At 60.5% G+C, this 25,721-nt stretch carries 31 protein-coding genes and 1 tRNA gene; 11 read left to right on the top strand and 21 right to left on the bottom strand.

The genetic code is table 11. The features are described from left to right. Window positions 1–9 precede the first annotated feature (9 nt). Window positions 10–711, bottom strand: coding sequence for a response regulator transcription factor (locus FQ320_RS05745; RefSeq protein ID WP_148470630.1), 702 nt, complete (start codon window positions 709–711; stop codon window positions 10–12). Between the two features lie 337 nt (window positions 712–1,048). Between FQ320_RS05745 and FQ320_RS05740 the strand changes: the two genes are divergently transcribed. Next, window positions 1,049–2,647, top strand: coding sequence for a phosphoenolpyruvate carboxykinase (locus FQ320_RS05740; RefSeq protein ID WP_148470629.1), 1,599 nt, complete (start codon window positions 1,049–1,051; stop codon window positions 2,645–2,647). A 77-nt stretch (window positions 2,648–2,724) separates the two neighbouring features. On the opposite strand, the gene FQ320_RS05735 is transcribed toward FQ320_RS05740, so the two are convergent. Continuing rightward, complete coding sequence (locus FQ320_RS05735; protein WP_148470628.1) at window positions 2,725–3,483, bottom strand: sulfite exporter TauE/SafE family protein; 759 nt, start codon at window positions 3,481–3,483, stop codon at window positions 2,725–2,727. A gap of 184 nt (window positions 3,484–3,667) precedes the next feature. Here FQ320_RS05735 and FQ320_RS05730 point away from each other — a divergent pair, with 184 nt between their 5' ends. Next, window positions 3,668–5,362: an acyl-CoA dehydrogenase family protein gene (locus FQ320_RS05730; RefSeq protein ID WP_148470627.1), complete on the top strand. Its 1,695-nt coding sequence runs from the start codon at window positions 3,668–3,670 to the stop codon at window positions 5,360–5,362. Window positions 5,363–5,449: 87 nt separating this feature from the next. Next, complete coding sequence (locus FQ320_RS05725) at window positions 5,450–5,833, top strand: META domain-containing protein (RefSeq protein WP_148470626.1); 384 nt, start codon at window positions 5,450–5,452, stop codon at window positions 5,831–5,833. Between the two features lie 4 nt (window positions 5,834–5,837). Here FQ320_RS05725 and recO read toward each other — a convergent pair whose 3' ends face one another. The 11 genes from recO to folK form a co-directional block, all read right to left on the bottom strand. After that, window positions 5,838–6,581, bottom strand: coding sequence for a DNA repair protein RecO (gene recO, locus FQ320_RS05720; RefSeq protein WP_148470716.1), 744 nt, complete (start codon window positions 6,579–6,581; stop codon window positions 5,838–5,840). Next, window positions 6,581–6,913 (bottom strand): DUF1491 family protein, encoded by a 333-nt coding sequence (locus FQ320_RS05715; RefSeq protein WP_148470625.1) that lies wholly within the window; start codon window positions 6,911–6,913, stop codon window positions 6,581–6,583. The genes recO and FQ320_RS05715 overlap by 1 nt, the downstream gene beginning before the upstream one ends. Window positions 6,914–7,009: 96 nt before the next feature. Beyond that, window positions 7,010–7,942 carry a GTPase Era gene (gene era, locus FQ320_RS05710; protein WP_370513021.1) on the bottom strand — a complete coding sequence of 311 codons (933 nt, stop codon included), beginning with the start codon at window positions 7,940–7,942 and terminating at the stop codon, window positions 7,010–7,012. Next, the gene (gene rnc / locus FQ320_RS05705; RefSeq protein WP_148470624.1) at window positions 7,939–8,625 is read right to left on the bottom strand and encodes a ribonuclease III; all 687 of its coding nucleotides are present in this window, start codon (window positions 8,623–8,625) and stop codon (window positions 7,939–7,941) included. Before rnc ends, era begins: the two co-directional genes overlap by 4 nt. Before the next feature lie 10 nt (window positions 8,626–8,635). Next, window positions 8,636–9,418, bottom strand: a complete 783-nt coding sequence (lepB, locus tag FQ320_RS05700) for a signal peptidase I (RefSeq protein ID WP_148470623.1) — start codon at window positions 9,416–9,418, stop codon at window positions 8,636–8,638. A 95-nt stretch (window positions 9,419–9,513) separates the two neighbouring features. Next, window positions 9,514–9,915 (bottom strand): holo-ACP synthase, encoded by a 402-nt coding sequence (gene acpS / locus FQ320_RS05695; protein ID WP_148470622.1) that lies wholly within the window; start codon window positions 9,913–9,915, stop codon window positions 9,514–9,516. Window positions 9,916–9,934: 19 nt separating this feature from the next. After that, on the bottom strand, window positions 9,935–10,687 hold the full coding sequence (locus tag FQ320_RS05690) for a pyridoxine 5'-phosphate synthase (RefSeq protein ID WP_148470621.1): 753 nt from the start codon (window positions 10,685–10,687) through the stop codon (window positions 9,935–9,937). A 5-nt stretch (window positions 10,688–10,692) separates the two neighbouring features. After that, window positions 10,693–11,364: a DUF2062 domain-containing protein gene (locus FQ320_RS05685; RefSeq protein ID WP_370513020.1), complete on the bottom strand. Its 672-nt coding sequence runs from the start codon at window positions 11,362–11,364 to the stop codon at window positions 10,693–10,695. A 24-nt stretch (window positions 11,365–11,388) separates the two neighbouring features. Next, a complete protein-coding gene (locus tag FQ320_RS05680) occupies window positions 11,389–13,509 on the bottom strand; it encodes a bifunctional (p)ppGpp synthetase/guanosine-3',5'-bis(diphosphate) 3'-pyrophosphohydrolase (RefSeq protein WP_148470713.1) in 2,121 nt (706 codons plus the stop codon). Between the two features lie 55 nt (window positions 13,510–13,564). Beyond that, entirely contained in the window at window positions 13,565–13,918 is a 354-nt protein-coding gene (rpoZ, locus tag FQ320_RS05675; RefSeq protein WP_148470619.1) for a DNA-directed RNA polymerase subunit omega, read from the bottom strand. Between the two features lie 87 nt (window positions 13,919–14,005). Beyond that, a complete protein-coding gene (gene folK, locus FQ320_RS05670) occupies window positions 14,006–14,599 on the bottom strand; it encodes a 2-amino-4-hydroxy-6-hydroxymethyldihydropteridine diphosphokinase (RefSeq protein WP_370513019.1) in 594 nt (197 codons plus the stop codon). A gap of 115 nt (window positions 14,600–14,714) precedes the next feature. On the opposite strand from folK, the gene FQ320_RS05665 reads away from it, so the two are divergent. The 5 genes from FQ320_RS05665 (at window position 14,715) to rnhA (ending at window position 18,743) form a co-directional block, all read left to right on the top strand. Next, window positions 14,715–15,293: an NYN domain-containing protein gene (locus tag FQ320_RS05665; protein WP_148470618.1), complete on the top strand. Its 579-nt coding sequence runs from the start codon at window positions 14,715–14,717 to the stop codon at window positions 15,291–15,293. Window positions 15,294–15,472: 179 nt separating this feature from the next. Next, on the top strand, window positions 15,473–16,423 hold the full coding sequence (gene ispH, locus FQ320_RS05660; RefSeq protein WP_148470617.1) for a 4-hydroxy-3-methylbut-2-enyl diphosphate reductase: 951 nt from the start codon (window positions 15,473–15,475) through the stop codon (window positions 16,421–16,423). Window positions 16,424–16,726: 303 nt separating this feature from the next. Beyond that, window positions 16,727–16,897: a hypothetical protein gene (locus tag FQ320_RS25535; protein WP_187393780.1), complete on the top strand. Its 171-nt coding sequence runs from the start codon at window positions 16,727–16,729 to the stop codon at window positions 16,895–16,897. 183 nt (window positions 16,898–17,080) lie between these two features. Then, window positions 17,081–18,160: an AI-2E family transporter gene (locus tag FQ320_RS05655; protein ID WP_148470616.1), complete on the top strand. Its 1,080-nt coding sequence runs from the start codon at window positions 17,081–17,083 to the stop codon at window positions 18,158–18,160. 124 nt (window positions 18,161–18,284) lie between these two features. Continuing rightward, window positions 18,285–18,743, top strand: coding sequence for a ribonuclease HI (rnhA, locus tag FQ320_RS05650; RefSeq protein ID WP_148470615.1), 459 nt, complete (start codon window positions 18,285–18,287; stop codon window positions 18,741–18,743). A 71-nt stretch (window positions 18,744–18,814) separates the two neighbouring features. On the opposite strand, the gene fmt is transcribed toward rnhA, so the two are convergent. From fmt to pdxH, 8 genes are all read right to left on the bottom strand, one after another. Then, on the bottom strand, window positions 18,815–19,723 hold the full coding sequence (gene fmt, locus FQ320_RS05645) for a methionyl-tRNA formyltransferase (protein ID WP_148470614.1): 909 nt from the start codon (window positions 19,721–19,723) through the stop codon (window positions 18,815–18,817). Window positions 19,724–19,798: 75 nt separating this feature from the next. Beyond that, window positions 19,799–20,308 (bottom strand): peptide deformylase, encoded by a 510-nt coding sequence (def, locus tag FQ320_RS05640; protein WP_148470613.1) that lies wholly within the window; start codon window positions 20,306–20,308, stop codon window positions 19,799–19,801. Then, window positions 20,305–20,799: a peptide deformylase gene (gene def, locus FQ320_RS05635; RefSeq protein WP_255509379.1), complete on the bottom strand. Its 495-nt coding sequence runs from the start codon at window positions 20,797–20,799 to the stop codon at window positions 20,305–20,307. The genes def (FQ320_RS05640) and def (FQ320_RS05635) overlap by 4 nt, the downstream gene beginning before the upstream one ends. Then, a complete protein-coding gene (gene def, locus FQ320_RS05630) occupies window positions 20,796–21,317 on the bottom strand; it encodes a peptide deformylase (protein ID WP_148470612.1) in 522 nt (173 codons plus the stop codon). Before def (FQ320_RS05630) ends, def (FQ320_RS05635) begins: the two co-directional genes overlap by 4 nt. 131 nt (window positions 21,318–21,448) lie before the next feature. Next, a tRNA-Pro gene (locus FQ320_RS05625) sits at window positions 21,449–21,525 on the bottom strand. 40 nt (window positions 21,526–21,565) lie between these two features. Beyond that, window positions 21,566–22,042, bottom strand: a complete 477-nt coding sequence (locus FQ320_RS05620; protein WP_148470611.1) for a DUF192 domain-containing protein — start codon at window positions 22,040–22,042, stop codon at window positions 21,566–21,568. Next, window positions 22,039–22,569 carry a cold-shock protein gene (locus FQ320_RS05615; RefSeq protein ID WP_148470610.1) on the bottom strand — a complete coding sequence of 177 codons (531 nt, stop codon included), beginning with the start codon at window positions 22,567–22,569 and terminating at the stop codon, window positions 22,039–22,041. The genes FQ320_RS05620 and FQ320_RS05615 overlap by 4 nt, the downstream gene beginning before the upstream one ends. 133 nt (window positions 22,570–22,702) lie before the next feature. Continuing rightward, a complete protein-coding gene (gene pdxH / locus FQ320_RS05610; RefSeq protein WP_148470609.1) occupies window positions 22,703–23,323 on the bottom strand; it encodes a pyridoxamine 5'-phosphate oxidase in 621 nt (206 codons plus the stop codon). Between the two features lie 107 nt (window positions 23,324–23,430). On the opposite strand from pdxH, the gene fabI reads away from it, so the two are divergent. The 3 genes from fabI to FQ320_RS05595 all read left to right on the top strand — a co-directional run bounded on the left by fabI (window position 23,431) and on the right by FQ320_RS05595 (window position 25,680). Then, on the top strand, window positions 23,431–24,237 hold the full coding sequence (fabI, locus tag FQ320_RS05605) for an enoyl-ACP reductase FabI (RefSeq protein WP_148470608.1): 807 nt from the start codon (window positions 23,431–23,433) through the stop codon (window positions 24,235–24,237). A gap of 374 nt (window positions 24,238–24,611) precedes the next feature. Next, window positions 24,612–24,887, top strand: coding sequence for a hypothetical protein (locus FQ320_RS05600; protein ID WP_148470607.1), 276 nt, complete (start codon window positions 24,612–24,614; stop codon window positions 24,885–24,887). Window positions 24,888–25,128: 241 nt separating this feature from the next. Next, complete coding sequence (locus FQ320_RS05595; RefSeq protein ID WP_148470606.1) at window positions 25,129–25,680, top strand: peptide-methionine (R)-S-oxide reductase; 552 nt, start codon at window positions 25,129–25,131, stop codon at window positions 25,678–25,680. The last annotated feature ends 41 nt before the right edge of the window (window positions 25,681–25,721 follow it).

The following is a 25,721-nucleotide window of genomic DNA, read 5'->3' as shown; positions in this document are numbered from 1 at the left end:
CACCACCGCTTATTCTTCGTTATAGCGATAGCCGATACCATACAGCGTCTCGATCGCCGAGAATTCGGGATCGGCGCTGCGCATCTTCTTGCGCAACCGTTTGATATGACTGTCGATCGTCCGATCATCCACATAGACTTGGTCGTCATAGGCGACATCCATCAGCTGATCGCGGCTTTTCACGAAACCCGGCCGCTGAGCCAGCGCCTGAAGCAACAGAAATTCGGTCACGGTCAGCGACACGTCGCGGCCCTTCCAGATCACCGCGTGGCGCAGCGGATCCATCGACAATTCGCCGCGCTGCATAACCTGTGCCGCTTCAGCCTCGGTCACCGCATCGCCTGAAACCACTTCTTGGCGGCGCAGCAACGCTCGGATCCGTTCGACCAGAAGACGCTGGGAAAACGGTTTCTTGACATAGTCGTCGGCGCCCATCCGCAGGCCCAGTACCTCATCGATCTCATCGTCCTTGGAGGTGAGGAAGATCACCGGCATAGCGGATTTCAGGCGCACCCGTTGCAACAGGTCCATGCCATCCATGCGCGGCATCTTGATGTCGAACACGGCCATATCCGGCAGACGCTTGTTGAATGCATCAAGGGCGGCCTGCCCGTCATTATAGGTTTCGACTTCGAAACCCTCGGCTTCCAAAGTCATGGACACTGACGTCAGGATATTCCTGTCGTCGTCCACCAATGCGATCCTCGACATGGGCGTTCCTTGTGCTGCTCTGTTATCGTTGACTTCTTTTGGGGACATATTCGGTGTCTCGTCCCGCGGAAGCAACGATTAAGTGCGAATCATGCCATAACCGGCGTCACAATCCGGCCATAAAGGTGTTAGGATTGACTAAATTGTCTCACTTTTAACAAACGGCGGCCATGGACGGGAACGGCTGCGCGTCATGGTTGCGCTAAACCATCGGGCTGGTTGCGCTAAAGGGTTGCAACCCCGTGGCCTAAAATGCTCAGCGTGTCGCAAGGGCAGACCCGGGCGCGATGCGCGGCCCGGGACACACCGGTCGCAAGCCGATTTTTGGAGAACAGACATGGCCACAGGACGCGTGAATCCGAAACAGACGCTGGATCAACAGGGGATCGGCGGGCTGGGTGCTGTGCATTACAACCTGCTGGAGCCGGGCCTGATCACCCATGCATTGAAACGCGACGAGGGTGTTCTGGGCAAGGGTGGTGCCCTTCTGGTCACCACGGGAAAGTTCACCGGACGGTCGCCCAAGGACAAGCATGTGGTGCGCAGTGCGGCGACCGAAAACACCATCTGGTGGGAAAACAACGCCTCGATGTCCCCCGAGAGTTTCGACATCCTGTACGACGACATGCTGGAGCATATGAAGGGGCGCGACTTTTTCGTGCAGGATCTGTTCGGCGGAGCCGATCCGGCGCATCGGCTGGACGTTCGGGTGGTGACGGAACTGGCCTGGCATTCGCTGTTCATTCGCACCTTGCTGCGCCGCCCCGAGCGCGAGGAACTGGACGATTTCGTCCCCGAATTCACGGTGATCAACTGCCCCAGCTTTTCGGCCGATCCGGCGCGCCACGGCTGCAATTCGGACACGATCATCGCCCTGAATTTCGAGCGTAAGTTGATCCTGATCGGTGGCACCGAATATGCCGGTGAGAACAAGAAATCGGTATTCACGCTGCTGAACTATCTGCTGCCCGAAAAGGGCATCATGCCGATGCATTGCAGCGCCAACCATGCACCGGGCAATCCCGTGGACACGGCCGTGTTTTTCGGCCTGTCGGGCACCGGCAAGACCACCCTTTCCGCCGACCCAGAGCGCATCCTGATCGGCGACGACGAGCACGGCTGGTCCGAGCGCGGCACCTTCAACTTCGAGGGTGGCTGTTACGCCAAGACGATCAACCTATCGTCCGAGGCCGAACCGGAAATCTATGCCACCACCCACAAGTTTGGCACGGTGATCGAGAACATGGTTTTCGATCCTGAGACCCTTGAGTTGGACTTCGAGGATGACAGCCTGACGGCGAACATGCGCGCGGCCTATCCGCTGCACTATATCTCGAATGCATCGCCCACAGCACTGGGCGGACATCCCAAGAACATCATCATGCTGACCTGCGATGCCTTCGGCGTGTTGCCACCGATTGCCCGGCTGACCCCGGCACAGGCGATGTATCACTTTCTGTCCGGCTTCACCTCCAAGGTCGCCGGCACCGAACGTGGCGTGACCGAGCCAGAGCCGACATTCTCAACCTGCTTTGGCGCGCCATTCATGCCGCGCCGGCCCGAAGTCTATGGTGAGTTGCTGAAGGGCAAGATCGCCAAACACGGTGCCACATGCTGGCTGGTCAACACCGGCTGGACCGGCGGTGCTTATGGCACAGGATCGCGGATGCCGATCAAAGCAACACGCGCGTTGCTGACCGCAGCGCTGGACGGATCGCTGGCGAAGGCGCCGTTCCGCAAGGACAAGAACTTTGGCTTCGACGTTCCGACGACGGTTGCGGGCGTGCCCGACATCCTGCTTGATCCGCGCCGGACTTGGGACAATCCCGAAAGCTATGACCGCCAGGCTGCCAAACTGGTGGCGATGTTTTCCGAGAACTTCGCGCAATATGCTGATCACATCGACGATGACGTGCGCGCTGTCACCATCGGCTGAGGCATCATCGGCTGACGCTCTTCACTTCCTGACGGTCGTTCCTCGCGAGGAGCGACCGCAAGGAAGCGAGGAGCGCGCTATCCCATCAGCCCACGGCGCACCAGATTGGCCCCGGCAAACACCAGAACAATCAGCGTCAACCGCCGGAACAGCACCTGGTCCACCCGGTCCTGCGCCAAAAACCCGACCCCCATGCCCAATACCGCCGGCACCACCATCGCCAGCGACAGCGGCAGTGTCTGCGCATTCAGCACGCCGGACTGCACATGCGCCCCCAGCAGCATCACCGAGCCAAGCCCATAAACGACGCCTTGCGTGCGCACATGTTCGACCTTCGGTGTGTTCAGCGCCGTCAGATACATCACTGTGGGCGGGCCCCAGACTCCGGTCAGCCCACCGATCACCCCCGATATCGTACCCAGCGTCAGTTCCGCCCGGCGCCGCATCGAGGGTACAATCTGCAATTGCCAGCCTGCCAATTGGATCAGCGCAAACACGACCACCGGAACACCAAGGATCAGAAACAGGACTGATGGCGGCAGCAGCGTCACAAGTTGCGCCGAAAAAGCCATGAATATGATGACCATCGCGATAAAGCGCCAATGGATCCGCGCCGATTTTGCCGCCGCAGGAAGACCATTGCGCAGCGATTGCCAGAGGTTGGTCACCAGCGTCGGCACGATCAGGGCTGCCAGTGCCGTTTCCGCCGGCAATGTCGACGCCAAAAGCGAAATCATCACCATCGGCATCGCGAATCCGACCATACCCTTGACGAACCCGGCCAGCAGCGTCGCGCCACTGGCAAGGATCAATACCGTTGTTGTATCGACGAACATCCTTGGTCTCCTGCAGGCGCGGTCTCTCAGCACCAAGGACGTATAGACCGGGCACCGACACGGGGACAGGGTCATTTCCCTCCGTCATTTTCGTTCAAAACGCCGCGCGAAAAAGAACTCTTGTTGCGCATTCTGTTGGCCCCGCCTAGTTTATGCTGCAACTGCAAAGAACAGGAGCCGACCCATGCCCCATGACGGACCGCCCATCGGCACGGCACCCGCTACGACTCCGGTGCTTCTTGACGATCTGCTGACCCTGACCCGGGATGCGGCGGCCTCGCTGACGGCACTGGTCGAAACGGCAACCGGGCGGGTGCGCGATCTGGTCAGCGACGGCGGGCGCGTGTCTGGTGCCCTGATCGAAACGCATCAGACGGCGGCGCATGGTCTGGCCTGGATCGCCACCTATGACGCCGCCCTGTCCCGCATGCAGGACTGGGCCGAGCAGCTGGAGTCCCAAGGAAAATTTGGTGAAGTCGAGCAGTTGATCCACCAGATCGCCTTCGGTGAATACCTTTGGCAGGTCTATGGTGGCCTGCCGATGAGCCAGGGCGAGCTCCTGCGCCCGCAGGACATCGGACTGACCCAGGACGACCAGCGCACCCTGATGACCCCGGCGGTGATGACCCTGACCCAGGGTGGCAACACCCAGGCCGCACGGTCACGTCTGGTGGCGCTGATGCAGGAACGGTCCGCCGAGATCACCGTCGGCGCGACGGGGCTGGACGATGAGCTTGAGATGATCCGCGAACAGTTTCGCCGGTTTTCCGCCGACAAGGTTGAACCGCACGCCCACGGCTGGCACCTGCGCGACGAGCTTATCCCGATGGAGATCATTACCGAAATGGCCGAAATGGGCGTGTTCGGCCTGACCATCCCCGAAGAATACGGCGGTTTCGGCCTGTCCAAAGCCTCCATGTGTGTGGTCAGCGAAGAGTTGTCGCGCGGGTATATTGGTGTCGGATCGCTCGGCACGCGCAGCGAGATCGCCGCCGAACTGATCCTGTGCGGCGGCACCGAGGCGCAGAAACAGAAATGGCTGCCCGGGCTGGCCAGCGGTGAAATCCTGCCCACCGCCGTGTTCACCGAACCCAATACCGGCTCCGACCTTGGCGCGTTGCGCACTCGCGCAGTGCGCGATGGCGCCGATTGGACAGTGACCGGCAACAAGACCTGGATCACCCACGCCGCCCGGACCCATGTGATGACCCTGCTGGCACGCACCGAACCTGACACCTCGGATTATCGGGGACTGTCGATGTTCCTTGCGGAAAAGACCCCCGGAACCGACGATGCCCCCTTCCCCACGCCCGGCATGACGGGTGGTGAGATCGAGGTGCTGGGTTACCGGGGCATGAAGGAATACGAACTGGCCTTCGACGGTTTCGCAATCAAGGGCGACAACCTGCTGGGCGGCGAACCCGGCAAGGGGTTCAAGCAGTTGATGGAAACCTTTGAATCCGCCCGCATCCAGACCGCCGCCCGCGCCATCGGCGTGGCACAATCGGCGCTGGACGTGTCCCTGAAATATGCGCAGGACCGCAAGCAGTTCGGCAAACCGCTGATCGATTTTCCCCGGGTGTCGGGCAAACTGGCGATGATGGCGGTCGAGATCATGGTTGCGCGGCAGCTGACGTATTTCAGCGCGGCCCGCAAGGATGCCGGAAAGCGTTGCGATCTTGAGGCCGGGATGGCGAAACTGCTGGGTGCACGGGTTGCATGGGCAGCGGCAGACAATGGGCTGCAGATCCACGGCGGCAACGGATTTGCGCTGGAATATACGATATCGCGCATCCTGTGCGACGCCCGCATCCTGAATATCTTTGAGGGTGCGGCGGAAATTCAGGCACAGGTGATCGCTCGGCGGCTGCTGGGCTAATCCAGGCGGCGGATATCCGCTTTGCTTACCTTGGATCTGGGAAAGGTCGGGTTGCCTTTCAGGCTGCGCGACGGCACATAAACCGGTATGCGATATCTTCTGATCCTAGCCGCGCTCGCGGCCTGTTCGAGCGATGAGACCGTTTCCGGCCTTGTCGATTCCGATACCTCCTATGTGCTTGAGACGCTGGACGGCGCTGCCTTCACTTCCCGCGCGACCATCGATTTCCCCGGCGAAGGCAAAGTGCTGGGCGAAGCGCCCTGCAACCGCTGGTCGGCGGGTCAGACGCTGGACTATCCGTTGATCAAGATCGAAACGATCCTGTCAACGAAACGCAGTTGCCCGGATCAAGCGCAGGAAACCGCGTATTTCGCCGCGCTTGAACGGATGAAACGGATCGATTCAGTTGGCCGTGTGGTGATCCTGTCTGACGGCAAGTCAGGCGAGATGGTATTTCGCGCCGAACGCTGAGTGATCAGACCCGGGATTGCGCGCCTGAAAGCCGCCGCGCAAACAGGTCGATCAGCCGCCCCCTTGCTGCCGGCAGGGGGCGCTGCCCCAGCGACGGGGCAAGGTGGTTCTCAAGAAAATGCCCGGTTGTATCCAGACCCGCCAGCAATTCGGCAGCCGTCGCCGCCCCCTGCCCCAAAAGGCAGGGCGGCAGGGCAAGCAGCCGGTCTGCCCAATCGCCCGCCCCTTCTCGACTGACCGAGCGCCCGGTTTTCGGAGACACAAAAGTCAGGTTTTCACGGCTGCCCGTGACAGCGCAAACTCCCAAGGACAGCCCGAAACCGGTTTCATCAAGCAGGGACTGCTCCCAGTGCAGGTAGTCCAGCGGCCAGTCGTCATTGTCGCCCAACCGGTCAAGCAGCGCGATGGAGTGTTGGTACAGCCCCGGATGCGCTTCGCGTTCGGGCAGGCAAAATGACAAAAGCGCAGTGATCGCGTTCAGCCCGGCCAACGTCAGCCGGTCGCCCATCAGGCCCGCCCGGCTGGCGCGGGATTCGACGGTGAAGGCGCCCATGTGATCCTCGAGCCGGGCACGCCAGACAACATCAAGCTGCGCACCCGGTTGCATCAACGGCGACAGACGCCGCCCCACACCGCCCCGCACGACCCCGGCGTGGCGGCCATGAAGCGGTGTGAACACCTCGACAATCGCCGAGGTTTCGCCGTGCGGGCGGGCGGTCAGGACGACGCCCTGATCGCGCCACTCAATCACTCCGACAGCCCCGGTTCATCCAGCAGGTGCCGCCCCTGCCGATCCTCGACCTCGATCACCCAGAGATCGGGGTCATAGCTGCGCTGGCGGGCGATGACGGTGTCGGTGTCAGGCTCGGTTCCTTCGCTGAGGATATCCCAGCGCCGCTGGCCCGACATCAGATCGAACCGGCGTTCAAACACCTTTGCCTGCCCGTCGAGTGTGGAGAGTTTGACCAGAACGGCGCCCGCGGTGTCGTCGCCATGGGCCACGACATAGGCCGGGATGTCGGCCAAACGCAGGCGCGTCAGATAGGCCTGCACCCAGAACTGTGCGGTCAGGCGCATGATAAGACGATCTGTTTCATATCGGTATCGTGGCGTGTTGAGCGGGCCGTGAAAAGGCCCACCCGCCGCCTTTTTGCGGTGGCAGGCAACAGGCCCGGATCAGTCGCCGTAGTCCAGCCCGATTTCGCGATAGCGCGCGGCCTCGTCCAGCCAGCCCGGCCGCACCTTGACCTTGAGAAACAGGTGGATCTTTCGCCCGGTGAAGGCCTCGATCTCGACGCGGGCGGCCTGACTGACCGCCTTGATCGTCTCGCCCTTTTTCCCAAGGATGATGCCCCGGTGACCGTCGCGCTGGACATAGATCACCTGATCAATCCGCGCGCTGCCGTCCTTGCGGTCTTCCCACTCTTCGGTTTCCACCGTCAACTCATAGGGAAGTTCCTGATGCAGTCGCAGCGTCAGCTTTTCGCGGGTCATTTCGGCCGCGATCATCCGCATGGGCAGATCGGCAATCTGATCCTCGGGGTACAACCAAGGCCCCTCGGGCAACGCGCCTCCCAGCCATTGACGCAGATGGTCGACGCCGTGGCCCTTTTCCGCCGAGATCATGAAGGTTTCCTCGAACGGGTGGCGGTCGTTCATCGCCTTGGTCAGGGCCAGCAGAACCGGCGCTTCGACCCGGTCGATCTTGTTGATCGCCAGCACGGTCCGACCTGTCTTGTGTTCTTCCAGCGCGGTCAGGATTGAATCGACGCCTTCGGTCAGCCCCCGGTTCGCCTCGATCATCAGCACCGTGATGTCAGCATCGGCGGCACCGCTCCATGCGGCGGCGACCATGGCGCGGTCAAGGCGGCGGCGCGGACTGAACAGCCCCGGGGTATCGACGAAAACGATCTGCGCTGCGCCCTCGATCGCCACGCCACGGATGCGGGCACGCGTGGTTTGCACCTTGTGGGTGACGATCGAAACCTTGGCGCCGACCATCCGGTTCAGCAGTGTCGATTTACCGGCATTCGGTTCGCCGATCAGGGCGACAAATCCGGCACGGCGCGGTTCATTGTCGGTCATTTCAGGGGTCGTTTCGGTTGTCATGTCGCTTGCTCCAGCCGGGCCATCAATGCAATCGCCGCGCCCTGTTCGGCCGCCCGTTTGCTATTGGCGCGGGCCTGTTCCGCCTCGCCCGAGATCAGCCGGGCCTCGATGGTGAAAACCGGGGCGTGATCTGGCCCCTCGCGCGCAATTTCAGTGTAAAGAGGTGGCGGCAGGCGACGCGCCTGTGCCCATTCCTGCAGTGCCGTCTTGGCATCACGGGCGTCCGTTTCGACCTTTTCGATCAGCACGGTCCAGTGGCGCAGGATCACGGCGCGCGCCGCCTCAAAACCTGCGTCAAGGTATACGGCGGCAATCACCGCCTCCATCGCATCACCAAGCAGCGCCTGCTTGCGCCGCCCGCCTGACATCTGTTCGGAACGGCCCAGTTTCAGCACCGCACCGATATCAATGGCACGGGCCACGTCGGCGCAGGTTTCCTTGCGCACCAGTGCATTGAACCGCGGCGCCAACTGCCCTTCGGCGGCCTGCCTGTCAGCGGCCAGCAGCGCCTCGGCCATTACAAGACCCAGCACCCGGTCGCCCAGAAACTCAAGCCGCTGATTGTCGGGCCGTGTCGCAGATGAGATCGAACCGTGGGTAATGGCGTGTACCAGCAGATCGGGCGTGGCAAAATCATGCCCCAGACGTCCGGCAAATGCCACAAGATCAGCGGATAATTTCATAACGCCCGGTTCAATCGATCGCCTTGAAAAAACGGTCCGAGCGCCATGTCCAGAAGAACAGCATCGACTTGCCCGCAGACGAAAACACCACCCGGTCGGCCCGTCCGATCAGGTTTGCAAAGGGCACGAACCCAACACCCATGGCGTTCTGGCTGACCCGGCTGTCGGTCGAGTTGTCGCGGTTGTCGCCCATGAAAAAGTATTCGCCAGCCGGCACAGTATAGACCGGCGTGTCATCCAGACGGCTTTCGCGGATATTCAGAATATCGTGACTGACCCCGCCGGGCAGAGTTTCGCGGTACCGCGACTTTTCGCAATCGCCGCCAAGACCGACGCCGCCATTCTCGCATTGCGGCAAGCTGCCCATCGGGCCCTGTTGTTCGAATGTCTCGACAAATTTGCCCGCCGGTTCCTGCTTTGCCTCTTCATCGTTGATGAACAGAACCCCGCCCTTGACCTGCACCCGGTCGCCGGGAAGGCCGATCAGACGTTTGATGAAATCCGAACCCGTCACCGGATGGCGGAACACCACGACATCACCGCGATCGGGTTCGGACCCGAAGATGCGGCCCGAGATCGGGCAGATCGAAAACGGACAGGAATACTGCGAATAGCCATAGGCCATCTTGTTGACGAACAGGAAGTCACCGACCAGCAACGTGTCTTTCATGCTGCCCGACGGAATCCAGAACGGCTGAAAGAACAGGGTGCGGAAAATACCCGCAATCAACAGGGCATAAACGATGGTCTTGACGGTTTCGAGGATGCCGTCCTTCTTCTCTGCCGCTGCCATGCCCTGCCCTTTTGATTGTTCCCGCGCTTCATGGTCCCGGGACCGGGGGGAGTCAAGGTTGCCGCGCTGCAGCGCCGGGCAAGGGCAGCGCCCGCTCAGGCATCGGGCAGGGCCTCGATCACCACAAAAGCCTGTGCCCAAGGGTGATCGTCGGTCAGGGTCACATGGATGATCGAGCGGTGGCCCGGAGGGGTCATTGCCGCCAGCCGTTCAGCCGCCCATCCGGTAACCGCCATGACCGGCTGCCCGGTGGGCAGGTTCGTCACCGCCATGTCGCGCCACGCGATCCCCATGCGCAACCCGGTGCCCAGCGCCTTTGAACACGCTTCTTTGGCGGCCCAGCGTTTTGCATAGGTGGCGGCAGGATCGAGCCGGCGCTCGGCGCGCTGCTTTTCGGGTTCGGTGAACACTCGATTGCGAAACCTGTCGCCGTGCCGCTCCAACACGCCCGCGATACGCTCGATGTTGGCCAGATCGGTGCCGATGCCCAGGATCACTCCGGCGTCTTTCGTTCTCTCACATTGCGCTCCGGGCCGCGTCCATCACCCGGCGCATTTCAGCGATGGCCGGTTTCAACCCGAGAAAGATCGACTCGCCAATCAGAAAATGGCCGATGTTCAGTTCAGCCACCTGTGGAAAGGCCGCAATCTGCGCCGCTGTCTCAAAGTTCAACCCGTGACCCGCATGCACCTCAAGCCCAAGCGAATCGGCCAGTGCCGCCATATCGCGCAGCTGCGCCAGTTCGGCGTCACGTTCGGCCATCTTTCCCGCGGCATCGAAATCGCAATAGGCCCCGGTGTGAAGTTCGATCACCGCCGCGCCGATCCGTGCTGACGCCTGGATCTGGGCCGGGTCTGCGGCGATGAACAGCGACACCCGGCACCCCGCATCGCGCAAGGGCGCGATGAACCTGCCCAGCCCGGATTCGTCGCGCAGCACGTCAAGACCGCCTTCGGTTGTGCGTTCCTCACGCTTTTCGGGGACGAGACAGACCGCATGGGGTTTATGACGCAGGGCAATCGCCTGCATTTCCGCCGTCGCCGCCATTTCAAAGTTCAGCGGCACGCGCAGGTTCGCCACCAGATTTTCTATGTCGGCGTCGCGGATATGGCGGCGATCCTCGCGCAGGTGGGCGGTGATCCCGTCGGCGCCTGCCTCTTCGGCCAGACGGGCGCCGCGCAACGGATCGGGAAAGGCGCCTCCGCGGGCGTTGCGCACCGTGGCAACGTGATCGATGTTCACACCCAGCCGCAGACGGTTCTTGCTCATGTCGGTTACCTTCCGGATTCAGCCGACGTCGTTTCCAGGTCGGCCTTCAGTTTCGTCGCCTCGATCAAAGCGCGGCGCTTTTCAAATTTCTTCTTCAACCGCTTGATCCGCGCCTTCTGATAAGCCGCCAACAACGGACGCGACGCGAAATAGGACAGCAGCGCACAGACGATACCCGGAATGATGCCGCCGACAAGGTAGGGCAGGAAGATGTGGTCAAAGAAATACTCCATCCGCCCCCAATGCGTGAGTTCTGGAGTGAAAATCGCCTTGAGGTTTCCCCAAAGCTCCAAAGATGCATAGGAAAACGACGACAGCACCACATGGAGTGGCACGCCCCCCGGATTGCCCAGCATCCTGCTGCCCAGTTCGACCGACACGGTGGCGATGATCGGAAAAGTCAGTGGATTGCCGACAAAGGTCGCCAGCAAAGCTGCCAGCATGTTGCCCCGCAGCAGCCAGGCCAGCGTCACGGCGGTAAGGAAATGAAATCCGAACAGCGGCGTAAAACTGGTGAATACCCCCGCCGCGATGCCCCGGCTGATCTTATGCGCAGGATCGGGAAGACGGCGCAGCCGCAGCACAACATACTGACCGGCACGCATCCAGCCTCCGCGCGGATAAAAGAAATGCGCGAAAGTCTGAAGATAGGAGCGTGGAGTGCGTCGTTTGAACACCACAGTCGCGCACTTTCCTTTGGTTCAGGGTTTCAGGTCCGGATCCCGATGCCGCGTTATCGTGGCAACATCGCTGTCGGCCTCAAGCATTTGCCGGACCGCATGCATATGCTCCACATCCCGCAGATCTACATCCACAATAAGGCGGTAAAAGTCCGGTTTCCGGTCGCGGAAGTGAAGATCCGATATATTCGCCTTCTGTTGGCCGATCAACGTACAGATCCGGCCCAAGACACCGGCGTCATTGCTGATCGTCATATCGAAGGACACGGTGTGCACCGCCGGGTGCAGCCCGGAATGCCACTGCAGATCGACCCAGCGTTCCGTCTCTTCTTCGAACTCGCCAAGAATTGGACAGTCGATCGCATGGATCATCACGCCACGCCCGCGATAGGTGATGCCGACGATCCGTTCGCCCGGCACCGGCTGGCAACAGCGGGCGCGCTGGAACGTCTGTTTCGGCGACAGGCCGACGATCGCGCGCCCCGGTTCGATCTCGTCTCCGGGATGGGCGATCAGTTCGGGATACAGAGTTTCGATCACAAGGCGCGCGGTGATCTCTGCTGAGCCAAGCCGCGATAGCAATTCGTCGCTGCTGGGCAAATCCATCCGCCGTGCAGCGGTGATCAGCGCCCGGTCCGTCATCCGCTTGCCCACATGATCAAAGGCGATGCGGGCCAGCTCCAGACCCAGTTTGATGAACCGTTCGCGATCCTCGTCGCGCAGGGACCGGCGGATCGCGGTCTTGGCGCGGCCGGTCACCACAATATCGATCCATGTGGCTTGCGGACGCTGGCCCTCGGCGGTGATGATATCAACCGACTGGCCGTTTTTCAGCCGCGTCCAAAGCGGCACGCGGATTCCATCGACCTTGGCACCCACGCAACTGTCGCCGATCCTTGTGTGGATCACATAGGCGAAATCCAAGGGCGTCGCCCCGCGCGGCAGTTTCACGACTTCGCCCTTGGGGGTGAAGCAGAACACCTGATCGGTGTACATCTCGAGCTTGACCGCCTCGAGAAAATCTTCGTTGTCTTCCGAGGGGTCCAGCCGCTCGGTCAGGGTGGCAATCCATTTCACCGGATCAACCGCAAACGGGTTTTCAACGCGGATCCCGTCGCGATAGGACCAATGCGCGGCAACTCCGGTTTCGGCGACCTCGTGCATCTGGCGGGTCCTGATCTGCACCTCGACCCGCTTGCCGTCGCGTCCGGACACAGTGGTGTGGATCGACCGGTAACCGTTCGATTTCGGTTGGCTGATATAATCCTTGAACCGCCCCGGCACCGCACGCCAACGCTGGTGAATCGCGCCCAGCGCGACATAGCATTCAAACTCTGATGCGCAGATCACCCGAAACCCATAGATGTCCGACAGGCGCGAGAAGGACAGCTTTTTCTCCTCCATCTTGCGCCAGATGGAATAGGGTTTCTTGGCCCGGCCGAACACTTCGGCTTCGATGCGGGCCTTGTCCAACTCATGACGGATGTCGGTGGTGATCTTGTGGATCACATCGCCGGTTTCCCGTTGCAATGTGATGAAACGGCGGATGATGCTGGTGCGCCCTTCGGGGTTCAGAACCTGAAACCCCAGATCCTCAAGCTCGTCACGCATCCATTGCATACCCATGCGCCCGGCCAGCGGAGCATAGATATCCATCGTTTCGCGGGCCTTCTGCGCCTGCTTGTCCGGGCGCATCGACTTGATCGTGCGCATATTGTGCAGCCGGTCGGCCAGCTTTACCAGAATGACCCGCAGATCCCGCGACATGGCCATGAACAGCTTGCGGAAATTCTCGGCTTGTTTGGTTTCCGAACTGTTCAACTGAAGATTGGTCAGCTTGGTGACGCCATCAACCAGTTCGGCGATTTCCTTGCCGAAATGCGCTTCGACATCGCCAAATGTCGATTTCGTATCTTCGATCGTGTCGTGCAAAAGCGCCGTCACGATGGTGGCATCGTCCAGCTGCATGTCAGCCAGAACCGCAGCAACGGCAACGGGATGGGTGAAATAGGGGTCACCCGAATGCCGCAGCTGTCCTTCGTGCATCCCCGCGCCATAGACAAAGGCGCGTCTCAGCAGATTAGCATTGGATTTCGGGTTATAGGCGCGAACCAGGTCGATCAGATCTTCGGCTGTCGTCATCTGGTCCGCCGCCACAAGTGCGCCCCGCGCATTTTCAACGCGGGCCATCACGGGGTTATTGCTGCCCCTGTGCTTCCATAAGGGCGCGCAGGAGTTTCTCTTCGCTCATGTCGTCTTCGGCGGGCTTGTCGGGTGTACCACCCATCAACAGCGCCATCGAATCCTCTTCGGGTTCGTCGACCTCGATCTGCGTCTGGTGGCTTTCGATCATCCGTTCGCGCAGGGCGTCGGCCTTCTGGGTTTCTTCTGCGATCTCGCGCAGGGAAACGACAGGGTTCTTGTCGTTGTCGCGATCAACCGTCGGCGCATCGCCGGCTGCGATTTCGCGAGCGCGGTGTGCCGCCAACATCACGAGTTCGAACCGGTTCGGAACCTTGTCAACGCAATCTTCGACCGTTACGCGGGCCATTGGAATCTCCAGTTCGTCATTGGAATGCCTGAGCCACCCTGTCTATGCCTGCTGAAAAGTCTTGACAACCACAAAATCCCCGAGAAGTCAGCCGGCGACCGGACAAATTGCAGATTTATCGGCCTCGGGCAGCGCCTGCACCATTTGCCGCACCGTCAGACCCAAAACCGGGTGCCGCCAGTCGGGCGCCACATCCATCAGGGGAATCAGCACAAAGGCCCGTTCGTGCATCCTTGGATGCGGCAGGATCAGGCGGTCGGGGGCTTCGGTTTTCTGGCGGGCAAGCGGCAACTCCCGCCATGCCTGAAATGTCGCCAGATCAGGGGATACCGCGTCGCCAAAGGCCAGCAGATCAAGGTCCAGCGTACGTTCGGCCCAACGGACGGTCCGCTCGCGTCCGGCACCCTTTTCGACAAAATGCAGCCGATTCAGCACTTCTTGCGCCGAAAGGCTTGTCTGAAAGGCCGCTGCTGCATTAATATAGTCTGGTCCGGCCCCTTCTGGAAAGCAGGGCGTATTAAATAGCCTGCTTTTGCCCGTCAAACGGCAGTCGGTTGTGTCGATTTGGGACAGTGCGTCGTTCAGCGCTTCGCTCAGGGAGTGACCCGCATTGGGTGTGTTCGCCCCCAATGCGATTAAAATATTTATATCGGTCTTTGGTCTGAATGTCGTTTTAAACACGATCCGTTTATCCTAGATACTTAACAATCCTGTACACGCGCCTATCACAATTACAACCGCCTACCACTATCGCTCACGGAAACCAGTGTTCAGGTCATTGAAAGGGCTATATTTCATGTTCTATCGAGACGAACGGCTCGCGCTGTTCATCGATGGTTCAAACCTTTACGCGGCTGCCAAGTCGCTTGGGTTTGACATCGATTACAAATTGCTGCGGCAAGAGTTCATGCGCCGCGGTAAATTACTGCGCGCTTTCTATTATACCGCGCTGCTTGAAAATGACGACTATTCGCCGATCCGGCCTTTGGTCGACTGGTTGCACTATAACGGGTATACCATGGTCACGAAACCGGCCAAGGAATATACCGACAGTCAGGGTCGCCGTAAGGTCAAGGGCAACATGGATATCGAACTTTGTGTCGATGCGATGGAGCTGGCGCCGCGGGTTGATCACATCGTCCTGTTTTCGGGCGACGGCGATTTTCGGCCATTGGTTGAATCACTGCAACGATCGGGTGTGCGGGTGTCCGTGGTTTCGACGATTCGCAGCCAACCGCCGATGATCTCTGACGAGCTCCGCCGCCAGGCCGATAATTTCATCGAACTGGACGAGCTGAAAGAAGTGATCGGTCGCCCGCCACGGGAAAATCCTCGCGACGAAGAAAATAACCTGCGCGAGATTGCTGGACAATAACCTGCTCCGGTACGGATCGGGCTGCAAATGGAACAGTGCAGCCTCGTCCAGACCGCCCCCGCCTTTGAGGGACGAGCACGTCACACTCCGCCCGGGGCTGGACGCCCCGTGCGCCCATCCCTATCTGTGGCGTGCACCCGCCTGCCTGTGGGATCCGAACTCTGCCGAGGACCGCCGCAATGCCCAAACCGCCGCTCACCTTGTATCTTGCCGCCCCGCGCGGGTTTTGCGCTGGCGTTGACCGGGCGATCCGGATTGTCGAACTGGCGTTGGAGAAATGGGGCGCGCCAGTCTTTGTGCGCCACGAGATCGTGCACAACCGTTTTGTCGTCGACAGCCTGCGCGAAAAAGGTGCCGTCTTCGTCGAGGAGCTGGAGGAATGCCCGTCGGACCGCCCGGTGATCTTTTCCGCCCATGGCGTGCCAAAATCCGTACCCGCCGCCGCCGAAGCGCGGCAGATGCTGTACGTCGATGCCACCTGCCCGCTCGTCTCAAAGGTTCACATCGAAGCCGCACGCCACCATGCAAACGGGTTGCAGATGGTGATGATCGGCCATGCCGGACACCCCGAAACACTGGGCACCATGGGCCAATTGCCCCCCGGCGAGGTGTTGTTGGTGGAAACCGCCGACGACGTGGCGCATCTGACGCCCCGCGACCCCCAACAGCTTGCCTATATCACCCAGACCACACTTTCGGTTGATGACACTGCCGGAATCGTCGCGGCGTTGCAGGCGCGGTTTCCCGCCATCGTCGGCCCGCACAAGGAAGACATCTGTTACGCCACCACCAACCGGCAACACGCGGTCAAGGCAATGGCACCGAAATGCGATGCAATACTGGTGATCGGCGCGCCGAACTCAAGCAATTCCAAACGGCTGGTCGAAGTCGGGCGCAGCGCCGGTTGCGCCTACTCCCAACTGGTGCAGCGGGCGATCGACATCGACTGGCGGGCGCTGGACGGGATCACCAGCATCGGCATCACAGCCGGGGCCAGCGCGCCCGAATTGCTGGTAAACGAAGTGATCGAAGCCTTCGGCGCCCGCTTTGACCTGACAGTTGAACAGGTGGAAACCGCCGTCGAAAACGTGGAATTCAAGGTGCCGAAAGTGCTGCGCGAATCCGTCTGACACGGTTGCGTTCAGTTGATCGGGCTAGGATCGACAGTGTCCCGTGAAACGGATTGGCTTTGGGATGCCCCGTCTCGCCTTCCTATAGATCGCGCTGGCTCACCAATGACGGCCAAGCTGGTACAAGAATGCCGTAGTGGCTCAGCGCAACCGTCGGCGGACGGGAACCGTCGCCCGTCGTGGTGCGAGATCCGCCATGACACGCCATGTCGATCCCCAAAGATCGGTTGGAGCGCCCGCTGATCACTAATCTGGCAACGGTCACGACCGAGGGTGCCCGCGCATTGCGCCCCTGTGGCACCAATGGCAAGACCGCGCACAGTGGAGGCTCGGCAGCGTTTCGCTGCTGGCGCTGGACGCGCTGTTCTGGCGGCGGGGGCTGACGCCGCCTTGGTGGAGCGCGTGATGCTGACCATCGTCGTGATCGGCGGCCTGTCACTGACCGTCATTCGAAGCGAAAGCAATGCAGCCTGAAGCACCAAAATTATTGTGATCCGCCAGTCTCGATCCGGATTTTTTCACCCGAGAAGGAACCGCATTCCCGCTGCGGTGTTGCTCTGACATCCGGCCATTCACTGGTCTGTGACGTCAATCTGTCCGGCTCGAACCGCCAAGCCCCCCGTGCCGGGTTTTCACCCTGAACCCTGCTGGTGCCATGTGAGCGACATTAGATCCATCCGACGCGGCGTGACCACGCTTGTCATCCTCGCCCTTTTCGCATCGGCCTTTTTGGCGCGCGATCTGTTGCTGCCGGTCGTCGGCGGACTGCTTTTGGCGCTGACCCTGCGCCCCCTGGCGCGCGGGATGCAGCGCGCGGGATGCCCAGCACCGTTGGCTGCCGTGCTGTTGACCCTGACGCTGACCCTTGTGCTGGTTGGAGCGGCGGGTTTGTCGGCGGGGGCGGTCAACACCCTGATGGCCGACAGCGCGCAGCTTCAAATCGACCTGAAGGTCAAGCTGGCAAGGCTGATGTCATCGGTAAAGGACGTCAAGGACGCTACGGAAGAGGTCGAATCCATGGCCCGTATGGGCGAGGATGCAACCCGCGAGGTTGTCCTGAAACAACCGTCGTTGTTGAACAATGCGATGAGCACACTGGGGCGGATCGGTGCCACCATGGGCGTATCGATGGTTCTGGCCACCTTCCTGCTCGCCTCGGGAGAAATGTTCCTGATCAAACTGATTCAGGCCCTGCCCCGGATGAGCGAAAAAAAACGCGCCCTGACCACAGTCTATGACATCGAGCGCAACGTATCGCGGTATCTGCTGACCATCACGCTGATCAATTTCTGTCTCGGGCTGGCCGTCGGAGCGTTCCTGATGGCGATGGGGTTGGACTATCCCTATATCTGGGGGGTCCTCGCCTTCACTCTCAACTTCCTGCCCTATTTGGGCGGACTGGTCGGTGCGGCGATGGTCGGGGCCTATGCCATCGTAGCCTTCGACAATATCGGATACGCGCTGCTGCTTCCTGCGGGTTACGTGTTTCTGACGGCAATCGAAGGACAGTTCCTCACCCCTTGGCTGGTCGGTCGGCGGCTTGAGATGAACGGCGTCGCGGTGTTTCTGGCGGTTGTGCTGTGGGGCTGGCTCTGGGGCATTCCCGGGGCGCTGGTGGCAGTGCCGCTGCTGGTCGTGTTCAAGGTGATCTGTGACAATGTCGAACGGCTGAACACCATTGGCGCATTCCTTGGCGGCGAATCCGTCAAAGCCGCCCCTGTAACGCCACCGGCGTAACAAACGATCCTTGGGGAATTACCACGCCCCTCTGGCCCCCGCAGCGATGATCGGCTAGGTCGGGCACAACACCGCCGGGTCACCCTCCCGCGCCACACCTTGACATCAATTTCTGCGAGGCCCGATGCCCCATATCACCGCGTACACTGACGGCGCGTGCAGCGGCAATCCCGGCCCCGGTGGCTGGGGCGCGTTGCTGATCGCCCGCGACGGCGGCTCTGTCCTCAAGCAACGAGAGCTGAGCGGCGGCGAACGGGATACGACAAACAACCGCATGGAATTGCTGGGTGCAATAAATGCGCTTGAATCCCTGTCGCGCCCCTCGGAAATCACCGTCATCACCGACAGCGCCTATGTCAAGAATGGCGTCACCACCTGGATCCACGGCTGGAAACGCAATGGCTGGCGCACGTCGCAGAAGAAACCGGTCAAGAACGAGGATTTGTGGCGTCGCCTTGATGAAGCACAACAGCGCCATCAAGTGTCCTGGGAATGGGTCAAGGGCCATGCCGGGCACCCCGAAAACGAAAAGGCCGACGAACTCGCGCGCGCCGGAATGGCACCGTTCAAGGCAAAGGCCTGAACCCGAGGTTTGCCTGTGTGATTTCGCCTGTGTGATCGAGCGCGGCTCCCCCACACAGCTTACTGCACGCGTCAGTCCAGCTTGGCTGGCAACCTCAGTCCGCGCAGCACATCTTCCGCCGCCATCGGTTGTCGGCCCGACCGCTGGGCCTGATCAATTCGCACCGCACCCGTTCCGCAGGCAATCGTGAACCCCTCCAGAACCTGCCCGGGAACCGACCGCGCCTCAGAGCCCATCACAACCTGTGAACGCAATAGCTTCACCCTTTCGCCGGCCACCTCGCACCAGGCACCCGGAAAGGGCGACAGGCCGCGAATCTGCCGATCCACAGCAACCGCCGAAAGTGTCCAGTCGACCCGTGCTTCCGCCTTGTCGATCTTTGCCGCATAACTCACGCCTGCCTCCGGCTGGGGCACTGGGCGCAGATCGTCCAGCCGCTCCAGCGCATCGACGATCAAACGCGCACCCATCCCGGACAGACGGTCATGCAGATCACCGGTCGTCTCGACAGCACCAATCGGCGTCTTTTCACACAGCAGCACTGGTCCGGTGTCCAGACCTGCCTCCATCCCCATGATGCAAACCCCGGTTTCGGCGTCTCCCTCGATGATTGCGCGGTGAATCGGCGCCGCACCACGCCAACGGGGCAAAAGCGACGCATGAATATTTAGACAGCCCCGCACCGGCGCATCTAGAACCGCCTGCGGCAGGATCAACCCATAGGCGACGACGACGGCAATATCGGCCCCCAGCGCTGCGAATGCCGCCCGCTCTGCATCACCTTTCAGCGAGATCGGATGGCGCACCGGCAGCCCCAACGCCTCGGCGCGGGCATGCACAGGGCCGGGCCGGTCCTTCTTGCCACGTCCCGCAGGGCGCGGCGGCTGGGTGTACACACAAGCCACCTCATGCCCCGCAGCAACCAACGCGTCGAGCACCGGTACCGAAAACGTCGGCGTTCCCATGAAAACGATCCGCATGTGCAGCTCCCCGTTTCTTCTTTGTAAAAATACTCTCGCCGAAGGCCAGAATTTCCACGAAATTCTGTACCCCCCTCAGCGGCGTTTCAACGCCCGCTTCAGCAGCATGTCCCGCTTGATCCGTCCGAGCCGGTCGAAATACATCCGGCCGTTCAAATGATCGATCTGATGCTGCGCACTGGTCGCCCAAAGTCCGACAAAATCGCGTTCCTCGGATTCGCCATCACGGTTCACAAAGCGCAGGGTCACCGCCCTTGGTCGCGCGATGACGGCAGAGGCTCCGGGGAGATTGGGCGATGCTTCTTCGTGTTCGCGCAGGGTGACGCTGGCGTGCAGCACTTCGGGATTGGCCATACACACGGCCTGCCCGCGCGCATCGGACGCATCAATCACGGCAAGGCGCAGCATCACCCCAAGCTGCGGCGCGGCCAGTCCGACACCGGGCATGGCGTCCATCGCCTCGATCATCTCATCCCACAGTGCGCGGATCTCATCGTTCACGGCCTCCACCGGTGCGGCCACGCTGCGCAGCCGCCGGTCCGGCCATTGGACAAACGGGCGAGGGCCAGAGCCGGGGTTGGTCATCGGTTCAAGTATCCTGTTTCCAAAGTGGCGCGCAAATCCGGGTCGATCCGGTCGAAAATCACGATCCCGTCCAGATGATCCAGCTCGTGCTGCGCACAGACGGCCCGTAGGCCCGTCATCTGCGCCTCGTGCCCCGCGCCGTTTATATCCTGCCAGCGCAAAAGGATTTGGGCAGGCCGTGTCACCGTGGCGGGAATGCCGGGGATCGACAGGCAGCCCTCTTCGAACGCCGTTGTCTCGTCCGAGGCCGAAACGATCACCGGGTTGACGCAGACCAAGGGCTCGGGTTCTGCGTCCTTCCATGTCACGTCCATCACGAACAACCGCAGCGATTCGCCGACCTGCGGCGCGGCCAGCCCCCGGCCCTGCGCGGCGTACATCGTTTCCAGCATGTCATCGGCCAGCCGTTGCAGATTCGCGTCAAACACCGTCACCTGCGGACACACAAGGCTCAGCACCGGGTCGGGCCACAGCCGCAGCGGGCGAATCACGCGCGCAACCGCTCGCGCTTCAGCTTGACCATCTTGCGGGTGATCATCTGCCGGCGCAGCGGGCGCAGATAGTCGATGAACAGCTTACCGTCCAGATGATCGATCTCGTGCTGCACACAGGTCGCCCAAAGTCCCGAGAACCGTTCGCTTTGCCCGATCATATCCAGACCTTGCCAACTCACTTCCACCTCGGCCGGACGCTCGACCTCGCCGTATTGTTCGGGGATCGACAGACACCCCTCTTCATAGACCGAGCGTTCATCCGATTCCCACGTCACATGCGGGTTCAGCATCACGATCGGTCGCGGCGGAGCGCCTTCTTCCTTGACGCAATCCACCACGATCAAACGCTGCATGAAACCCACCTGCGGCGCCGCCAGCCCAATTCCGGGGGCGTCGTACATCGTGGTCAGCATGTCATCGGCCAGCCTGCGCAAGTCCGGCGTGACCGACTCCACGGGCGCGGCGGGCTTTTTCAGACGGGGATCGGGATGGATCAGGATATCGAGTACGGCCATGCCAGTGATTTAGGGGGGCGCGCAATATTGCGCAAGGCCCGTTGCCGGACAGGACAACCGGTTGTTCCCGCCTGCGCGATGGCCGGTGTTGCCCGGATCAAAGATGTTGGATTTCCGGACAACCGGCTAAATGGTCGGGGCGATAGGATTCGAACCTACGACCCTCTGTTCCCAAAACAGATGCGCTACCAGGCTGCGCTACGCCCCGACACGGGTTCCTTACAGGCGCCGCGCGGGGAAGGAAAGCGTCAAGACGCGTCACATGGCCATGCGGCGTCATTCTGTTCAATTGCCGGATGGCGAAGCTGGCTGCCGGGCACTATTCCCATGCGCCGGGCAAGGCCGCCGTTGATCTCGAGCACGAATAATACATTGTCGCCGCCCGGAATCATCGTTTCGTCCAGCGGAACGGCGTTTTCATGTACCCGGGTGACAGTTCCGGTGGGATCGGCAAAGATCATGTCGAGCGGGATCAAGGTGTTGCGCATCCAGAATGAGGCCCGTTGCGGGCTTTCATAGACAAACAGCATGCCGCGACTTCTCGCCATGCTTTCGCGGTGCATCAACCCCTGCGACCGTTCATCCGGATCATCGGCGATCTCGACTCCGAATCGCGCTGATCCCCAGTCACCGCGCAATTCAACCGAATCGGCCAGGCACCCGGCCCAGACCGGACCCGAAACGACCAAAGCGACCAGCACGGCCAAGCCCGGAATACGTATCATTCGACTGCATTCAGGATAGAATCCCATGCCGTTACCTCGGTTGCCAGTTTGCCTCTTTTGCCGTCTACCACACGTATCGCCACCGCTTCTCCGGGTTGTAGATCGGCCAGCCCGGACCGGCGCAAGACTTCGATATGTACGAAAACATCATCGGGCTTGCCGAATACATTGGCAAATCCGAATCCCTTGGCCTTGTCGAACCATTTCACCCGCGCCGGTTCTATCGGCCCCCCCACGAGCAGCGGATCGAAAATTTCACCGCGCCGCGACTCCGAATCGGTTACCGACGGTTGCGGAGCATGGATTGACAGGATTTCGACCGCCTGCGCCCCACGCTCGGTGCGCTGCACCAACAGGCGCAATTGCGATCCATCCGCGACCGAACTCTGGCCAAAATTGCGCAGCACGTTGGCATGGAGCAGAATGTCCGAGTCGATCCCGCCAGAGACAACAAAGCCGAACCCCTTTGACGGGTCGAACCACTTTACCAGACCCTCAAACTCTTCAAGTATCACGTCGTTCTGCACGTAACCCTCGCAATCGCCGCATCCGGACGTCGAACAAATAAATGAGCTCCGGCGAAACTGCCGGGCAAAAAGGGAGTTCAGGACACATTCGTATCCCGTAAAATCTCATCACACGACGGAACAGCCTATAAAATCAAGGATAAAGTCGCGTCTTGGTCCAATCCGGCTCATTCTCGCCACGTTCCCAGCTTTCGCGGTCATGCAAACGGAACGCGCCGTCGGCCCAGAATTCGAATCGAACCGGCTTGATGCGGAAGCCGCCCCAGAACGGCGGGCGGGGCGGATTGTCACCAAACCGGGCGCGTGCCGTTTCAACAGCGTCGGAAAGGGTCTGCCGACTGTCCAGCGGGCGGGACTGCTGCGATGCCCAGGCACCCAGCCGACTGTCCAGCGGCCGCGAGTTATAATAGGCGTCGGCCTTGGCTCCGTCTTCCCGGCTGACCTCACCCTGCACGCGTACCTGCCGTTTCAGGGTTTTCCAATGCAGCACAAACGCCGCTTTGCCGTTCTGGGTCAGTTCCTGCGACTTTGCGCTGTCATAATTGGTATAGAAGACAAAGGCGTCGTCCTCGATTCCTTTCAGCAACACAATGCGCACGTTCGGCATCCCATCGGCGGCAACGGTCGACAGCGCCATGGCGTTCGGATCGGCGATTTCGCTGGCCGCGGCTTCGTCCAGCCATGCGCGGGTCAGCGCAAAGGGATCGTCCACGCCAAAAATGCTGGAGCCTGTGATGCTTGAATCGTCTGTCATGGCGTGCTGTCCCCTGCTCACCGGCCCGTTCTGGCGCGGCTTGATGATGGCGCGACAATGCCCTAGACCGACTTGAGATGTAAGGGTTCGGGAAAGGGCTTGGCTACATGGGCAACGAATTGATGACCGGGAAACGCGGTCTGATCATGGGGCTGGCCAACGACAAATCCATTGCCTGGGGCATTGCACGCGCCTGCGGCGATGCGGGCGCCGAGATGTGTTTTTCCTATCAGGGTGACGCGCTTTTGAAGCGGGTGAAACCGCTTGCCGCCGAAGTCGGATCTGATTTCGTGCTGCCCTGCGACGTGGGTGATGCCGCATCGCTTGACGCGCTGTTCGCCGAGATCAAACAGCGTTGGGGCGGGCTGGATTTCGTGGTTCATGCCATCGGTTTTTCCGACAAGAACGAGCTGCGCGGCCGCTATGTCGATACCTCCCGCGAGAATTTCCGCATGTCGATGGATATTTCCGTTTACTCTTTCACTGCCGTGATGCAGCGGGCGGAAAAACTGATGGGCCCCGGCTCGTCAGCGCTGACGCTCACCTATTACGGTGCCGAAAAGGTCATGCCGCATTACAACGTCATGGGCGTGGCCAAGGCCGCGCTTGAGGCTTCGGTGAAATATCTGGCCGAGGATCTGGGCAAGGACGGCATCCGCGTCAACGCCATCTCTGCCGGTCCGATCAAGACACTGGCCGCCAGCGGCATCGGCGATTTCCGCTACATCATGAAGTGGAACGAATACAATTCCCCCCTGCGCCGCAACGTGACGCAAGAAGAGGTCGGCAAGGCCGCTCTGTACCTACTGTCCGATCTCGGCTCGGGAACCACCGGCGAAAACCTGCACGTCGACGCCGGCTATCATGTTGTCGGCATGAAGGCCGTGGATGCACCGGATATGAGCAAGGACTGAGGGGCCACACCCCAGGGCCAGCAGTATCTTGCTCGAATTTGGCGAATATTTCACAAAACACACAGCGATTTGATAATATCGCGGCCAATTGACATATTCAAATTGGCAATCACCCTGAAGATCACTTTTGAAACAACTTGTCACCCGCACTTGATGCGGAGTGAACAAAGGTGAATTGATTACTCCAGCATTCTTGTTAACCTGAATTCACCGCAACGAGAAATTCGAACAGTCTTTCCGGTCTAACTTCAGCAAGTCTGCAAGAGTTAAACCCGCAACCGATCCGGAATGCGATTTCGATGACATCGATATTCGATGCGGCGAATAACCGGGAGGTGTATTTCCCTTCGGTATAACTCAGGATAGGAATTACTATGAAGATTTCCAAATTGGCACTCGCACTGGTGGTTATGATGCCGGCAACCGCTGCTCTGGCCCAGGACTATGACGCGGCGGGCATGCAGGCGGGTCTTACGATGATTGAGACCAATGTCGGCAATGCCTTCCAGACATACAATATCGACGCCGATCCAACGACGTTGACACTCGCGCAGCTGGTCGAGATCGTCGGCATCCTGAACGATCCCGGCAAAAGCAGCGGCGGCGAAAGCGCCAAGGCCTCGATCGAAGCGGCGCTCCGTCGGGAGTGACACCCGAAGCAGGCCAGATATCCGGCCAGCCCGCTTTAAGGAACGGGCTGGCCAATCATTCCGCGAGGAAAGTATCTTGGAGCAATTCAAAAGGTAATTAAACTTACCTGATTTTAGAATTGCGACCCTCGCCCTGACTGATGCCAGTCAAATCTGATGACCTCCATTTCCGTTACGGGAATTGATCCTGCGAATTTCGCATGTTCAGATTACCGATATAAATGCCAAGGGAGAACCGCAAATGAAACAGGCCCTCAATCGTCGGCGATTTCTGAAAGGAACGGCAATCGCAACTGCGGGAATGACGATGTCGCACACCGCCAGTGCCGATCTCGTTGCCGGGCAGGACGGGTATCCCTACGAGATCACCAAAACGGATGCCGAGTGGCGGGCCCAGCTGGGCGATTTTGCCTTTGGCATCCTGCGCGAGGGCAAGACCGAACCGGAAGGGTCGAGCCCGATGTTGGAGGACAAGCGCGCGGGGCATTTCGAATGCAAAGGGTGCGATCTGCCGCTCTATCAATCGATCTTTCGGGTTTACCCCGGCAAAGGCTGGGTGTTCTTCCGGGTCGCCGAACCGAATTCGCTGCTGGCCGGGATCGACGGTCCGAATGGTGCCACAATGGATCCGAATTTCAACGCCCTGCTGGAGGGAACCCCAGAGTTGGGCGAACTGTTTTCAATCGAGGTGCACTGTCGGCGTTGTGGCAGTCATATGGGTCATATCCTGCCCATCAAGGGACAGGCGCTGCATTGCATCGATGGGACAAGCCTGAACCTTGTGCCGGCATGAAGAAATCGGTGCCGGGCTTTGGCAAAAGTCAAAGCCCAAGC

The sequence above is a fragment of the Oceaniovalibus sp. ACAM 378 genome (assembly GCF_008085915.1).
Classification (GTDB): Bacteria; Pseudomonadota; Alphaproteobacteria; order Rhodobacterales; family Rhodobacteraceae; genus Oceaniglobus.
The sequence above is the reverse complement of the archived record's forward strand: the minus strand, read 5'-3'. Positions and strand labels throughout refer to the sequence as shown.